Source organism: Synechococcus sp. CBW1108 (genome assembly GCF_015840335.1).
Lineage (GTDB): Bacteria > Cyanobacteriota > Cyanobacteriia > PCC-6307 > Cyanobiaceae > Cyanobium_A.
Genome location: NZ_CP060395.1, coordinates 1,540,287 through 1,553,032 on the forward strand (window position 1 = coordinate 1,540,287; position 12,746 = coordinate 1,553,032).

A 12,746-nucleotide genomic window follows, 5' to 3' on the forward strand; every position below is an offset into this window, starting at 1 on the left:
CCGGGTGGCGTGAACGATTCCGTACAAGCTGTACAGAATCCTGAACAGCTGCCGAATCAGGCGTTGGCGGCCGGGCGCGGATCCCGGCGGTAGCGACGTCAGTGCGAGGAAAGCGCCTCCGGCGCGATGGCCGATGCGCACAACGCGGTAGTGACCCACCCGTAAGCGGCGCAACCCTTCGGGAGGGCGGCAAGCGCTTTGGCGGTGGACGGGCTGGGACTCCTGGTGGCTTAGGGGGAAGCTGCTCAGACGCGATGCAACGACACGGCGTAGCCGGGCCAGTGACCATCGGATGACACGGCCATCAGCCCCTCAACCCGCGCCTGGGCAATCAATAGCCGATCAAAAGGGTCGTGATGCACCAGGGGCAGCTGGGCGGTTTCAATCACATGCGCATCGAGCACCGGCAAGAGCGCAGCACCGGCGCCAAGGCTCTGATCGCGGAAGGCGGCCGGTGTCACGTCCAACTTGCCGAGGCGGTGCTTGATGGCCACCTCCCAGATGCTGGCGACCGACACCAGGCAGGGGCTGGCGGCCAACAACTCTCGTGTATTGGATCCCAGCCGTGGATCGTCGAGGAGCCACCAGAGCATCACCTGGGTGTCGAGCAACAGCCGCATCAGCTGTTGAACAGCTCGGCCACCTGCTGATCCACAGCCTCAGCGAAGGCGGCATCCACCTGGCTGGCCAGGAGCTCGGGAGAGGCCGCAGCCAGAGCGCCCAACTGCTTCAGGCCGGCAGCCGACGCGCACGGCACCAACTTCACCTGGGCCTTGCCATGGCTGGCAATGATCACCTCTTCACCGGCCAGGGCTGCCTTCACCAGCCGCGACAGCTGGCTCTTGGCATCCAGCATGTTCACCTGCACGGCCATCGCCTCAGCTATTAGCCATCTTAGCCAGAAATGGCTGTTGGCTTGCAGGTTGGCGAAAGGAAGCGCCTGGATCTGGGCGGTGGTGGCCTCGCTCAAGGGGTCCGCAGCGGCGGTTGAGTTGGCGGAGGGTGGCTTTGGCTGCTTCCTGGGCTTTGCCCTCCTGGCTGCCCTCAGCAAGCCAGTCCTATACCGCCCGAGTGTGGCGGATCTCCTCAATGGGAATGCCGGCGATCACCATGATTTGCTCCCTGCTGAGCCCTATCCTCATCGGGGCGGGCGGCACTGGCAGTGGCAACTCCACCCGTCCGGGGTGCGTGGCTCCAGGGTCTGCAGCAGCGGAACCGGCTACCAACGCTTCAGCTGCGAGTCATCCCGAGGGCGAGGGTGATGAAGTCAAGCTGTTCATCGCGTGGTGCCCGGTGTCAACTACGTAGGCGGGCGCGTTGCCTAATTGTCGCCGCGCATGGAAGCCAGCCGCCATGACAATTTGGCCGCCTCCTTGAATCTGTACAGCTGTACAGACTCCTGCACAGCTGCAAATAGAGAGGGGGGAACTAGGCCTTGCGAATTAGGCGTTCAGGTAAGCGCCGAGTGGTTGACCAGAACGTCGTCGCTCATCTCAGGCACTCATCCGCTCGATCAGGATCGACATCGCCATCGGCTTCCAGCAACCGGCCGGAAGTCCCTGACGATCGATGCAGGGCCAGTTCGAGCACCGTTTCCAGGCGGATCACCCGGCCCTGGAGATCGTCGAGGCGGCGTTGCTGCTCCTTCATCAGCCCAGCCATCTCTTCCACCTTGTCGTTCATCCGGATCACGGTGGTGAGAGCCGAGAGAACCCGATCTGAAACGCTCATGGTTGAGCGCCCAAGGCAGCTCTCACCTCAGCCAGTGCCACATCCAGGGTTTGTTCGGTGCGGCTGGTGCTGAGTTCCAGCTGCCTGAGGGCAGCTTCGAGGGCTACCGCTTCCGCGAGGGAGCGCATTTCGGCTTCAGCGTTGCGGTGGGCATACGCCACTCCCGCCTCACGGAAAAACTGCCCGAGTGAGAGGCCAAGGCTGTTGGCCCGCTCGGTATAGGCAGCCTTCTCTGTGGGTGTCATCAACACGGCTATCCGCTCAGTGGCTCTCTCAGTGGCTCTCTCAGTGGCTCGCTCTGGGGGGTGCTGTGGACCCTTGCCGGCTGTCACGATGATCTGTGCATGATCAGCACATGCTAAGGCGAGTGCGGCGGGGCTGCAGCCCGTGCGGGGTCTGGTGGTAGTCGGGCCTCGATGGCGCCAGGAGGCTGAGTGGTTTGTTCCGGCTGGGGCGCCTGGCGGCACAGGGGGCGAGTCCCACCGATGTCGAGAAACAGCCATCGTCCTCCAGCAGAAATTCGAACACCCGAGCCCGGCTGCCGTCTCGCACAAGCTCCGGGTTGACGCCACAGAGCGTGCATTTGTCGAGGGCGTGTTGGCTGAACTCCATGGAGAGTCTCAGATCACGAGCTGCTGGTGGGCCACCTGGTGATGGGCGGCGGCCTTGCAAAGGCCGCGGTCAAAGCTGGCCAGTTGCAGGTTCAGCCGTTGGCAGACAGCCAGATGCAGAGCATCCCCTGCCCGCAAGGGGGCTTGAGCCAGACAGAGACGCGCAGCGGCCTCGAAATCGTCTGGTGCCAGAGGTAGGTCCTGCAGGCGATTCGCACGCAATACCCCAAACCGCTGCCAGGCTTCTTGAGATTCCTGCGGCGTGATCGCACCGCGGCGCTCCAGCAGAGCCAAGGCAGAGGCCAGTTCCGTGCTCACCCAGGCTGAGATCAGCAAGGGCTGTTGCGCGTGGGCTTGCAGAAAACCCACGGCCGCGGCAGTGCCTGCTTCGTGCACCAGAGACGCCACCAGCAGGGAGGTGTCGAGATAAAGGCGCCTCAACAGCGAGCTCCATCGCGCAGCTCCTGCAGCAGAGTCGCCGCATCAATTCCTTTGTGCAGGGGTTGTTCTGTTGTGGCAACCAGGAAGGCTTCGAGATCAAAGCTCGCCCTTGGCTGCTCGGCCGCCTGGGTGAGCCGGGCCACAGGCACCCCGCGTCGGGTGATCTCCACGTCTTCGCCGGATTCAACGGCATCCAGGAGGGCTGAAAGCTGCGCCTTGGCCTGGGCCACGTTAAAACTGCGCATCCTCTGGAGAGTTGGTCAGATGACCAAGTATAGCGGTGGCTGTCTCGGCTGGCTTGGTTTCAGGCACTGATCCGCTCGATCAGGATCGGCATCGCCAGCGCATCCAACAGGGCCACAGCGATTCCGAGGGAATCGGCAGCACGCGCAATTCGGCTCGCCCGGCACTCACCATCACAAACAGCCGCACATTGCGGGCTTCAGCGAGCCTGTTGGCAGTTTTTCTTGAAATAGTTGTCAACCGCCGCCACACCGCAACTGAAGCCGGCGCGTACAAGGCAATCACGCCTATCGCTGAGCTCTTGAGATGGCACATCCCGCGCCGGTCGGAGCGGCCTAGGGGAAGCTCCTCAGGGTGGTGGAAAGCCGTGACGTGAACGATTCCGTACAGCCTGTACTGAATTCTGAACAGCCGAATCAAGGCCCTTTTTCAGCCGTTGGCGGCCAGCTAGGACGCCAGGTCGGACGGGCCCTGGAAGTCGAGCAGGGCCAGGATCTGGGCGGTGGTGGTTTCGCTCAAGGGACCGCAGCGGCGGTTGAGGAGGCGAAAAGTCATCTTGGCGGCTTCGCGGGGGATGCTGGAATCGGTGCCGCCGCCTTTGGAGAGCCTGTTTGTTCGGGCTGGGGGTCCTGGTGGCTAGGGGAAGCGCAATAGAATGGAAGGGTTCGTGTGGGGCCGGCAATGGAGGTCGCCACACTCACCGCCAAGGGGCAGATCACCGTGCCCAAGGCTGTGTGTGACGCCCTGGGTCTGCCAAGGCTCAGAGCGTTGGTTGCGGCCGCAGCCCCTGCGGGGCTTGGCGGGCTTGGATCCTCGCTGGCGGCTCATGGGGAAGTCCTCAATTCTGTACGGTCCGTACAGAATCTTGAACGTTGCCGAATTGGGAGCAGCTAATCAGGCTTTCTCCGTCAGCCAGTGCTTTGATTCATCTGCAGCAGCTCGACCGTCACCCGGTGATGGGCGGCGGCGGCGCACATGGCTTGATCGAAACTGACCAGACAGCTTTCAAGCGCTGGCACAGGGCAATATGCAGGGCATCTCCGGCCCGTAAGGGGGGGGCATCAGTAAGACAGAGCCGAGCCGCAACGTCAAAGTCCGCAACGTCAAAGTCTGCCGCCACCGCAGCCTGCACAACCAATCGCCTCTCGCGTAGCTCCTGACTCTCTTCCACAATATGAAGCTACCAGATTTTCCAAATCCATGCATGTGCATCGGGGGTCTGCCAAGCCGAACCTATACCGATTCAACCTGCCTGGCAGCGTTGCTACTGATTGTCGATAACCAGAGAAAGTTAGAACAGCAAAATGGCGCGCAATCCCCAAGGCCAATTGACACATTCTTTTCTGAGCCGCTCCTTGAGGTGATGGAGGAAAGATTTATCCATCATCATCACAACCCGAAGCTTGCACAAGTACTTGTGCAAATTGAGGTTAAGACATTCATTGTGCTGCCAAGTCCCGGCGCCGTATTCGCCAATGTTTTCTTTTCCGGCGTCAAAGAAGAGGCAAAGGTAGCACAGTTGATCAATATTTATAGCGATTGGCTTGTCGTCCTGCCAAGTGCGCAGGAGTCCCCAAACGCCATCGTGGTCCACGCCGACCAAGTGGCAGCTGACCCAGTAATTATTGCCAAAGCTCTCTCGCGATTCGGTTTGATCGGCGGTTGCATCACAGAGCAGGAGGTGAGGACGCTATTCGAGCAAGCGATCACAATGACGCCGTATATCAGCGAGGCCAAGTATGGAAAAGGGTACGACCCATTCGGCGCCATTAGGGAACCCAGCGAGCTTGATGGCATTGGTGAAAAATTCTTGCTCCGTTACAAAGGCGGCGCCGAACTCATTGAGAGTTATATGGATATTTCCAAGGACATCGGTTTGATCTAGATCTTACGGGTAATCAGCAGAGTGGAAGAGCCGACGGCCTGGCGGGCAGGGCGGCCGGCTCAGGTTTGGGGAGCTCTGGGGTTGCAGCACGTTGGGAGCAGGGGGAAGTTCCTTCGAAGAGCTCCTCGGCCCGGGCATCAAATGCTTTTGACCGTACAGTGTACGTACGTCACCGGTCTCGTCTGATGGCAACGGCCAAGCAGCCCGCCAAAACCAGTCGTATTGAGCTGCGGGCATCGGACGGCGACCGTGAGTTGCTGGATCGTGCCGCAGCTGTCATCGGCACCGACCGAAGCTCTTTCCTCTTGAACCAGGGACGACTCGCCGCCCAGCGCGTGCTGGCCAATCGTGAGCAGTTTGTGCTGGATCAGCTTGGGCTGGAGGAGTGGGAGCGCATCAACAACCTCCCCGCTCGCAACCTGCCCGGTCTTATTTGTCTGCTCCAGCGGCCATCGCCGTTTCAGCCGCAGGCATGACCGCGTTTAACCCACCTGTCCAGCTGGCAGCCAACCACCAGCTGGATGGTTTTCGTTGCCGCTCGCCTGAGCAGACCAACTGGTTGGTTGCGATGGCCAGACAAGCTCACGGATCGGGAACCACGCGCGTTTTTGTGGTGTCAGAGGTCGATCAGCCGGTTGTTGTTGCCTTTTACGCGTGGTGCATGGCCAGCGTGGCTATCGCCGATCTGCCCGAGCGCCTCCGCCGTGGAGCCTGTCGCTATCCCCAGCCTGTTGCTTTGCTTGCTCGCCTTGGGGTTGACCAGCGCTATGAAGGTCGAGGCCTCGGTGCAGCGCTGCTCGCTGATGTGATATCACGGGTCGCGGGCTTGAGTGAAGCCATTGGTTGCCGTGGCTTGCTGGTGCATGCCGAATCAGAGCAGGCCCGAGCTTTCTACGGGCATCTGATTCCTGAGTGGGAGCTTTCACCAACGGATCCCATGCACCTCGTTCTGCTCCTGAAGGACATTCGCCATACCCTCAACAGCTTGCGCTGAATCGAGACAGCAGCTAATCAGGCGTTCTCCGCCAGTCAGTTCGTCACAGATGCCGATGCCGATTACGCGGCCCTTGCCCATCGGCGCGGGGCAAGCAGGCTGGAGACGCGTCTGTCAGCCGATCAGTTGCAGAGGTAAGTCCAGGGCTTGGGCACACTGGCCCAAACCACGGTCGGTACTGGCCAGGGTGAGTTTGTGGCGCTTGGCCAGGGCGAGATGCAGGGCGTCGCCGGAGCGAAGCGGCAGATCTTGGCTCTGCTGGAGCCACTGGCGGGCCTGCAGAAAGTCGCTGCCACGCGGCTCCAGCAAGCGCAGCCGCTCCTGGCGGAAACACTCAAACTCGCTCTCGATCCATCGGGCCCGTTCAGCCGTGAGCTGGCCACGACGCACACATGTCGCCACCACACCAGCAAACTCCAGCAACACCCAGTGGCTGATCCAAAGTTCCGTGCCATCGCGGCTGAGCAGCCACGTCTCGGAGGCGTCAAAGCCGCTGTCGCCCAGGAAGAGCGACAACAACACGCAGCTATCCAGATAAACCGGGCCAGCCTGCTCACCTGCCGTGGCAGTCATGGCTCGTCGCGCAATTCACGCACCAACTCCACGGCACTGGCTTCCATGGGTGGGGCTTCCGCGTGCAACCGCCGCAGACGTTGCACCCAGGCACTGGCGCCAGGCTCACGGGCATAGCCGTGATCGCGCACCAATCGAGCCACCACCTGCCCCCGCCGCGTGATCACCACCTCGTCTCCAGCCTCGACGGCGTCGAGCAATGCCGACAACTGGGCCTTGGCCTCCGCCAAACCAACCGTTTTCATGACCAGAATCGACAGCAAAATGACCAGATGACCTTCTGGTCACCAAGAATCTAGGCCGAACCAGGGAGCAGGGAGCTCTTCAGGGCGGACAGCTGAGGCCACTCGCCGCATCCCATCCGCCAGCGCCACCTTCAGGCGGTAGCTCCCTGGGGCGCCGGCGCCGGCTGGAACATGAACATCGAATAGATCACGTTGCGGCGCATCTGGGTCATCATCTCCAGGAACATGTCGTAGCCCTCGTTTTTGTATTCGATCAGCGGATCCTTCTGGCCATAGCCGCGCAGGCCCACCGATTCCCGCAGGGCGTCCATTGCCTGCAGGTGCTCACGCCAGAGGGTGTCGATTTGCTGGAGGATGAAGTAGCGCTCCGCTTCGCGCATCAGCCCCGGCCGCTGCTGCCCAACCTGGCCCTCCTTGATGTCGTAGGCATTGCGCAGCTGCTCCTGCAGGAAGGCCTTGAGCTCTTCCACCCCCAGGCCCTGTAGCTGGTCGGGGGTGAGATCCTCCAACAGGTAGATGAACTCCTTGGTTTTTTCCACCAGCCGGCTGAGATCCCACTCCTCTGGTGGCAGCTCTGGATTCACATATGCCTCCACAATGTCTTCTACCGTGCGCTCGCCATAGCCGATCACCTGGGCCTTGAGCTCCCGCCCTTCCAGCACGCGGCGGCGCTCCGTATAAACCGCTTTGCGCTGGTTGTTCATCACCTCGTCGTATTCAAACACCTGCTTACGGATGTCGTAGTAATAGGTTTCCACCTTCTTCTGGGCCCCTTCCAGCGAGCGGGTGAGCATGCCCGACTCGATCGGCATGTCCTCCTCCACCCGGAACGCATTCATCAGCCCGGCGACGCGATCGCCGCCGAAGATACGCAGCAGGTTGTCTTCCAGCGACAGGAAGAAGCGGGTGGAGCCCGGGTCGCCCTGGCGGCCGGCGCGGCCGCGCAGCTGGTTGTCCACCCGGCGGGATTCATGCCGCTCGGTGCCGATCACATGCAGGCCGCCGGCTTCGCGCACCTGCTGCTCGTCCTGCTTGACCACGCTGTCGTATTCGCCCTTGACCTCGGCGATCAGTTCCCGCAAGGCCTGGATCTGGCCATCGTCGCTGGGGGCCTTCTCGGCCGCCTGGGCGATGCGGTCTTCCAGTTCCAGCACCGTGAGCTGGCGATCGCCCCAGGCCGCCACCAGCTGCTTGCTGAGCTCGGTGAGGGCCAGTTCAGTTGCCTGCGAGAGGCTGCAGGGGTAGAGGCTGCCCAGGCTGCGGGCTTCGCGGGCGGCCTTCGCCGAGGGGATTGGCCGGTGCTCGTTTTCAGGTCGCACCAGCTTGGGCAGCAGCACTTCGCGCAGCTTGAGCCGGGCCATGTAGTCGCTGTTGCCCCCCAGGATGATGTCGGTGCCGCGACCGGCCATGTTGGTGGCGATGGTCACGGCGCCGGAGCGGCCAGCCTGGGCCACGATTTCGGCCTCCCGCTCCACGTTTTCGGGCTTGGCATTGAGCAGGTTGTGGGGGATCTCCTGCTCCGCCAGCAGGGCGCTGAGCAGCTCGGATTTCTCCACGCTGGTGGTGCCCACCAGCACCGGCCGGCCGCCCTTGTGTACCTCGGCGGTTTCCAGCGCCACGGCGCGCCACTTGGCCGTTTCGGTTTTGTATACCTGATCAGTCCAGTCCGAGCGGGAGCGGCTGCGGTTGGTGGGCACGATTGTGACTTCGAGTTTATAGGTTTTCTCGAATTCCACTTCTTCTGTTTTGGCGGTGCCGGTCATGCCGGCCAGGCGCGGGTAGAGCAGGAAGAAGTTCTGGTAGGTGATTGAGGCGAGGGTTTGGGTTTCGGGCTGGATCTCCAGCTCTTCTTTGGCCTCGATCGCCTGGTGCAGGCCGTCACTCCAGCGGCGACCTGGCATCACCCGGCCGGTGAATTCATCGACGATGACCGCATCGCCATTGCGCACGATGTAGTTGACGTCCTTGGCGAACATCTCCTTGGCTTTGAGGGCATTGCCGATGAAGTGGGCCCAGGGATCTTCCGGGTTGAACAGATCGCTCACCCCCAGCAGTTGTTCGGCCTTGGCATAGCCTTCGTCGGTGAGGGTCACGTTGCGCTGCTTCTCATCGACTTCGTAGTCGCCCTCGGGATCGATGCCGTCCTTACCCATTTCGGCGGCGCGCTCGAGCAGGGCGGCCACCTCGGCAGCGCGCCGATATTTCTCCTGGGGGCGCTCGATCTGGCCGGAGATGATCAGGGGGGTGCGGGCCTCATCGATCAGGATCGAGTCCACCTCGTCGATCACGCAGAAGTTGGGCGAGCGCTGCACCACTTCGGCGATGTCGCTGGCCATGTTGTCGCGCAGGTAGTCGAAGCCCAGCTCGCTGTTGGTGGCATAGGTGATGTCGCAGGCGTAGTTGGCCCTGCGGGTAGCGGGCGTCATGTCCTGCTGGATCAGGCCCACCGAGAGGCCCAGGAAGCGGTGCACCTGGCCCATCCACTCGGCGTCGCGCCGGGCCAGGTAGTCGTTCACGGTCACCACGTGCACGCCCCGGCCGGTGAGGGCGTTGAGGTAGGCCGGCAGGGTGGCCACCAGGGTTTTGCCCTCGCCGGTTTTCATCTCGGCGATCTGACCGTTGTGCAGCACCATGCCGCCGATCAGCTGCACATCGAAGTGGCGCATGCCCAGCACTCGCTTGCCCGCCTCGCGCACCACCGCAAAGGCCTGGGGCAGCAGCTCATCGAGCAGGGCCCGCTCCTTGGCCGCATGGCCGGCCACCTGCTCCAGCTTCTGGCGGAATTCAGCGGTGAGTCCCCGCAGCTCGTCGTCTGAGAGGGGGGCGATCTCCTCCTCTAGCAGGTTGATGTCGGAAACGATCGGCTGGTAGCGCTTCAGCTTGCGGGCATTGGGATCACCCAGCAGGAGCTTGAGCATTGATGCGGACTGGCCAGCACAACCGTCATATTACCGGGCGGCTACCACAGCCGCGAAGTTTTGCCGCTGCGGCGCATGCCGATGGCGGCTAGCTATCCACCAGCTTCTGGCGCAGCAGATCGCGGAGTGGTGCGGGCAGGGGTGGGTTCCATCTTGGCCGAAATATGGGTATGGGTAGAATTAGGGTTGATTTCTACCCGGTTCCCTGAGGGGGCGTGAGTGGCGATGGGCATGAACATCAAGGATCCGCAGGTGCACGCCATGGCCCGTGAGCTGGCGGCCCGCCGTTCCACCACCGTCACCGATGCCGTGCGCCAAGCCCTGCGGGCGGAGTTGGCCCGCTCCTCCAGTCCTGAGGCCCCCCGTGCCGTTGAGGCTAAAAAAGCAGCGGTTCGGGCCATCTGTGCGCGCTTCAGTGCTCGGCCTGAGTGGCAAGGCCGCACTAGTAAGGAGCTTCAGGACGCCCTTTACGACGATCGGGGCTTGCCGAAATGAGGAAGCTGGTGATGGAACTCGTGATCGACCCCTCGGCTCTGATGGCCCTGCTGCTGCAGGAGGCAGAGGCAGAATCGCTGCTTGAAGTGGCGGCTGAGGCTTCGGTTGTGCATCTCAGCGCGGCGTCGCGCGTCGAGCTCGGCTTGGTTTCCGAGTGTTCGCGCCATGGGATTGCAGACAGTGAGGTCGAACAGTTGCTCTTCTCCCTGGGCGTCCAAGTCGTGCCGTTTGATCAACACCATCTCCACTGGGCCCTCCACGGCTGGCGCCACTACGGCAAGGGTCGCCATCGGGCGGGCCTCAACCTGGGCGATTGCTTCAGTTATGGCCTGGCCATGGCCCTCGACCTGCCGCTGCTGTTCAAGGGCGACGACTTTGCCCGCACTGAAGTGAAGGTCGCCCTCAGCTGGTGATGCCAGGGTTGTCGCCGAGGAACTCCAGGATTTCGCGGTCTTTGAGGTTTTGGGCGGCTCCGGTGCAGGCTTCCAGCACGGGTCGCCCGGCCGCCAGCTCCCGCAGGCAGGCCTGGGTGCGGGTCAGCTCGGTTTCCAGCACGTCGATGCGCTCCATCAGGTTGCGGATCACATTCGCTTCCGTGTCTGGCAGGGCTGAGTGGGCCAGGGGGTCGATGCGCACGCCGCTCTGGTGGATCACCCGGCCGGGGATGCCCACCACCGTGCTGTTGGCCGCCACGTCGCGCAGCAGCACCGAGCCGGCGCCGATGCGGGTGTTGGTGCCCACGGTGATCGCCCCCAGCACCTTGGCGCCGGCCCCCACCACCACGTTCTCCTCCAGGCTGGGGTGGCGCTTGCCGTGGGCCTTGCCGGTCCCTCCCAGGGTAACGCCCTGATACAGGAGGCAGCGGTTGCCAATCACCGCCGTTTCACCCACCACCACTCCCATGCCGTGGTCGATGAACACGCCATGGCCGATCCGGGCCCCCGGGTGGATCTCAATGCCTGTCACCAGGCGCCCCAGCTGGCTGAGCAGCCGCGCCATCAAGGGCAGCAGCGGCAGGTGGCTGCCCCACAGCCAATGGCTGAAGCGATGCAGCGTCAGGGCGTGCAGGCCCGGGTAGCAGAGCAGAATTTCCAGCGTGCCGCGGGCCGCCGGATCGCGCTGTTTGATGATCGCCAGGTCGGCCTGCAGTGCCTTGAGCATGGCGCCATCCTGCCGGAGTCGGTGGGGGTTTGACCGTGGGGCACCCCTTCGGGCATGATCAACCCGTCGACCCGTTCGACGGTTGCGGATGTAGCTCAGTGGTAGAGCATCTCCTTGCCAAGGAGAGGGTCGAGAGTTCGAATCTCTTCATCCGCTTGATCTAGGCCAGTTGATTCAGGCCAGCAGTCCTATTTCCTTGCGCAGGGAATCGATGGTGGCGCTGCCCAGGTAGCTCTGGGCGCAGTGAACAATGGGCATCCGAATCAGCTGGGCCCGGTTTTGGCGCAGGCTCTGCTCCACCAGCGGCAGGCTGGGCCGATCGCAGAGCACGTGGCTGGCGGCCCGTAGCAGGGCGAGCAGGCGACTGCCCGTGTCGGGGTTGGCGGTCATCACCAGCAGGTCATTGCCGCGCATGCTGTGCAGGATCACCTCGGCGGCGCGCAGGATGCCCGGGCTGATGCTCACCAGGCCCACGCAGCTGCCCTGGCGCAGCTCCTTGAGCAGGTCGAGTTCCTGGCGGAAATCGTTGAGATCCACCGCTACGGCCCGCACCCCATGGAGCTTGGCGATCGCCTCAACCGGTTGGAGGAAGTAGCGGCTGGTCACCACCGTGCCGTTGTTGGATTCGGTCAACACGGCCGCCAGCTCCTCCATCGGCACCACCTCCACGGGCACCTCCAGGTTGGGAGTGAGCTCCTCGGCGATCAGGTGGGAGGCGCCCAGGTCTTCCTGGGGGGTGCTGACCAGCACCCGGGCGCCGCAGCGCAGCCGCCAGTCAATCTCGCGGGTGAGCAGATCGCGGGTCTGTTGCAGGGTGCAGCCGCCATTGAGCAGTTCGTCGACGCTCTGGCGCACCTGGCGGTCGATATCGGGTAGGGCCCGGCCGCGGGGCCCTACCAGGGGCTTGATCTCCCGGGGTTTCTGCTGGTCGCGCACGTAGATGCCCGAGCCTGCCATCGCTTCCACCACGCCGTCGTTTTCCAGCTGGCGGTAGACCTTGCTGATCGTGTTGCGGTGCAGGCCTGTCTGCATGGCCAGCTGCCGCGTGCTTGGCAATCGATGCCCCGGTGGGTAGTGGCGAGCCGCAATGGCGAAGCAGATCTGGTTGTAGAGCTGCGTTGATGCCGGAATATCGCTTTCCTGCTGAATGTGAAATCGCACGCCGGGGTTCAGCCAATTGGGCTACTGGCCACCTTACGGAGCCCCAGTCCAGGGGACAATGCCTTCTTTGGCATACGCGCGTGTGCCGGTTTGCTTCTGGTCGGCCGGTTGTGCCTGGGGCGCGGTGGCAGTGGCAGTCGCGGTGTGTGGCGCGACGCTCTAGGTAATTGTACAGCTGTACAAACTCCCTAACACTCCCCACAGCCCGACGTTCGACCTCCCATATCCAAATCCACTGCAGCTCTCCAAAGCCCCCAAAGCCCTCAAGGCCTGTTGAGGCCGGTTGGC

At 62.9% G+C, this 12,746-nt stretch carries 17 protein-coding genes and 1 tRNA gene; 7 read left to right on the forward strand and 11 right to left on the reverse strand.

Annotated elements, in window-relative coordinates; translation table 11 throughout:
- Positions 1–245: 245 nt before the first annotated feature.
- From H8F27_RS08270 to H8F27_RS08280, 3 genes are all read right to left on the reverse strand, one after another.
- Positions 246–620: a type II toxin-antitoxin system VapC family toxin gene (locus H8F27_RS08270; protein ID WP_197153081.1), complete on the reverse strand. Its 375-nt coding sequence runs from the start codon at positions 618–620 to the stop codon at positions 246–248.
- Positions 620–970 carry a type II toxin-antitoxin system Phd/YefM family antitoxin gene (locus H8F27_RS08275; protein WP_231596608.1) on the reverse strand — a complete coding sequence of 117 codons (351 nt, stop codon included), beginning with the start codon at positions 968–970 and terminating at the stop codon, positions 620–622. The genes H8F27_RS08270 and H8F27_RS08275 overlap by 1 nt, the downstream gene beginning before the upstream one ends.
- A gap of 518 nt (positions 971–1,488) precedes the next feature.
- On the reverse strand, positions 1,489–1,731 hold the full coding sequence (locus H8F27_RS08280; protein WP_197153083.1) for a hypothetical protein: 243 nt from the start codon (positions 1,729–1,731) through the stop codon (positions 1,489–1,491).
- A gap of 2 nt (positions 1,732–1,733) precedes the next feature.
- Between H8F27_RS08280 and H8F27_RS08285 the strand changes: the two genes are divergently transcribed.
- Complete coding sequence (locus H8F27_RS08285; RefSeq protein WP_197153085.1) at positions 1,734–1,922, forward strand: hypothetical protein; 189 nt, start codon at positions 1,734–1,736, stop codon at positions 1,920–1,922.
- A gap of 429 nt (positions 1,923–2,351) precedes the next feature.
- Here H8F27_RS08285 and H8F27_RS08290 read toward each other — a convergent pair whose 3' ends face one another.
- From H8F27_RS08290 to H8F27_RS17590, 3 genes are all read right to left on the reverse strand, one after another.
- Positions 2,352–2,783 carry a type II toxin-antitoxin system VapC family toxin gene (locus tag H8F27_RS08290; RefSeq protein WP_197153087.1) on the reverse strand — a complete coding sequence of 144 codons (432 nt, stop codon included), beginning with the start codon at positions 2,781–2,783 and terminating at the stop codon, positions 2,352–2,354.
- Positions 2,780–3,028, reverse strand: a complete 249-nt coding sequence (locus H8F27_RS08295; protein ID WP_197153089.1) for a type II toxin-antitoxin system Phd/YefM family antitoxin — start codon at positions 3,026–3,028, stop codon at positions 2,780–2,782. The genes H8F27_RS08290 and H8F27_RS08295 overlap by 4 nt, the downstream gene beginning before the upstream one ends.
- A gap of 445 nt (positions 3,029–3,473) precedes the next feature.
- Positions 3,474–3,581 (reverse strand): DUF4351 domain-containing protein, encoded by a 108-nt coding sequence (locus H8F27_RS17590; RefSeq protein WP_231596609.1) that lies wholly within the window; start codon positions 3,579–3,581, stop codon positions 3,474–3,476.
- Positions 3,582–4,200: 619 nt separating this feature from the next.
- Between H8F27_RS17590 and H8F27_RS08300 the strand changes: the two genes are divergently transcribed.
- The 3 genes from H8F27_RS08300 (at position 4,201) to H8F27_RS08310 (ending at position 5,905) form a co-directional block, all read left to right on the forward strand.
- Positions 4,201–4,911: a hypothetical protein gene (locus H8F27_RS08300; protein WP_197153091.1), complete on the forward strand. Its 711-nt coding sequence runs from the start codon at positions 4,201–4,203 to the stop codon at positions 4,909–4,911.
- Between the two features lie 185 nt (positions 4,912–5,096).
- The gene (locus H8F27_RS08305; RefSeq protein WP_197153093.1) at positions 5,097–5,387 is read left to right on the forward strand and encodes a DUF1778 domain-containing protein; all 291 of its coding nucleotides are present in this window, start codon (positions 5,097–5,099) and stop codon (positions 5,385–5,387) included.
- On the forward strand, positions 5,384–5,905 hold the full coding sequence (locus tag H8F27_RS08310) for a GNAT family N-acetyltransferase (protein WP_197153449.1): 522 nt from the start codon (positions 5,384–5,386) through the stop codon (positions 5,903–5,905). The genes H8F27_RS08305 and H8F27_RS08310 overlap by 4 nt, the downstream gene beginning before the upstream one ends.
- 114 nt (positions 5,906–6,019) lie before the next feature.
- On the opposite strand, the gene H8F27_RS08315 is transcribed toward H8F27_RS08310, so the two are convergent.
- The 3 genes from H8F27_RS08315 to secA form a co-directional block, all read right to left on the reverse strand.
- On the reverse strand, positions 6,020–6,478 hold the full coding sequence (locus tag H8F27_RS08315) for a type II toxin-antitoxin system VapC family toxin (RefSeq protein ID WP_197153095.1): 459 nt from the start codon (positions 6,476–6,478) through the stop codon (positions 6,020–6,022).
- On the reverse strand, positions 6,475–6,723 hold the full coding sequence (locus H8F27_RS08320) for a type II toxin-antitoxin system Phd/YefM family antitoxin (RefSeq protein ID WP_197153097.1): 249 nt from the start codon (positions 6,721–6,723) through the stop codon (positions 6,475–6,477). Before H8F27_RS08320 ends, H8F27_RS08315 begins: the two co-directional genes overlap by 4 nt.
- A 131-nt stretch (positions 6,724–6,854) precedes the next feature.
- Positions 6,855–9,641 carry a preprotein translocase subunit SecA gene (gene secA, locus H8F27_RS08325; protein ID WP_197153099.1) on the reverse strand — a complete coding sequence of 929 codons (2,787 nt, stop codon included), beginning with the start codon at positions 9,639–9,641 and terminating at the stop codon, positions 6,855–6,857.
- Positions 9,642–9,866: 225 nt separating this feature from the next.
- Here secA and H8F27_RS08330 point away from each other — a divergent pair, with 225 nt between their 5' ends.
- Together H8F27_RS08330 and H8F27_RS08335 are read left to right on the forward strand one after the other, a co-directional pair.
- A complete protein-coding gene (locus tag H8F27_RS08330) occupies positions 9,867–10,136 on the forward strand; it encodes a type II toxin-antitoxin system VapB family antitoxin (RefSeq protein WP_197153101.1) in 270 nt (89 codons plus the stop codon).
- Positions 10,137–10,147: 11 nt separating this feature from the next.
- Positions 10,148–10,549 carry a type II toxin-antitoxin system VapC family toxin gene (locus H8F27_RS08335; RefSeq protein ID WP_197153103.1) on the forward strand — a complete coding sequence of 134 codons (402 nt, stop codon included), beginning with the start codon at positions 10,148–10,150 and terminating at the stop codon, positions 10,547–10,549.
- Here H8F27_RS08335 and cysE read toward each other — a convergent pair.
- Positions 10,539–11,396 (reverse strand): serine O-acetyltransferase, encoded by an 858-nt coding sequence (gene cysE, locus H8F27_RS08340; RefSeq protein WP_370594503.1) that lies wholly within the window; start codon positions 11,394–11,396, stop codon positions 10,539–10,541. The two genes, H8F27_RS08335 and cysE, sit on opposite strands and share 11 nt — an antisense overlap.
- Between cysE and H8F27_RS08345 the strand changes: the two genes are divergently transcribed.
- Positions 11,382–11,453 (forward strand) — tRNA-Gly (locus H8F27_RS08345). The genes cysE and H8F27_RS08345 overlap by 15 nt on opposite strands.
- Positions 11,454–11,471: 18 nt before the next feature.
- Here H8F27_RS08345 and H8F27_RS08350 read toward each other — a convergent pair.
- Positions 11,472–12,458, reverse strand: a complete 987-nt coding sequence (locus H8F27_RS08350; RefSeq protein ID WP_197153107.1) for a GntR family transcriptional regulator — start codon at positions 12,456–12,458, stop codon at positions 11,472–11,474.
- Positions 12,459–12,746: the final 288 nt, after the last annotated feature.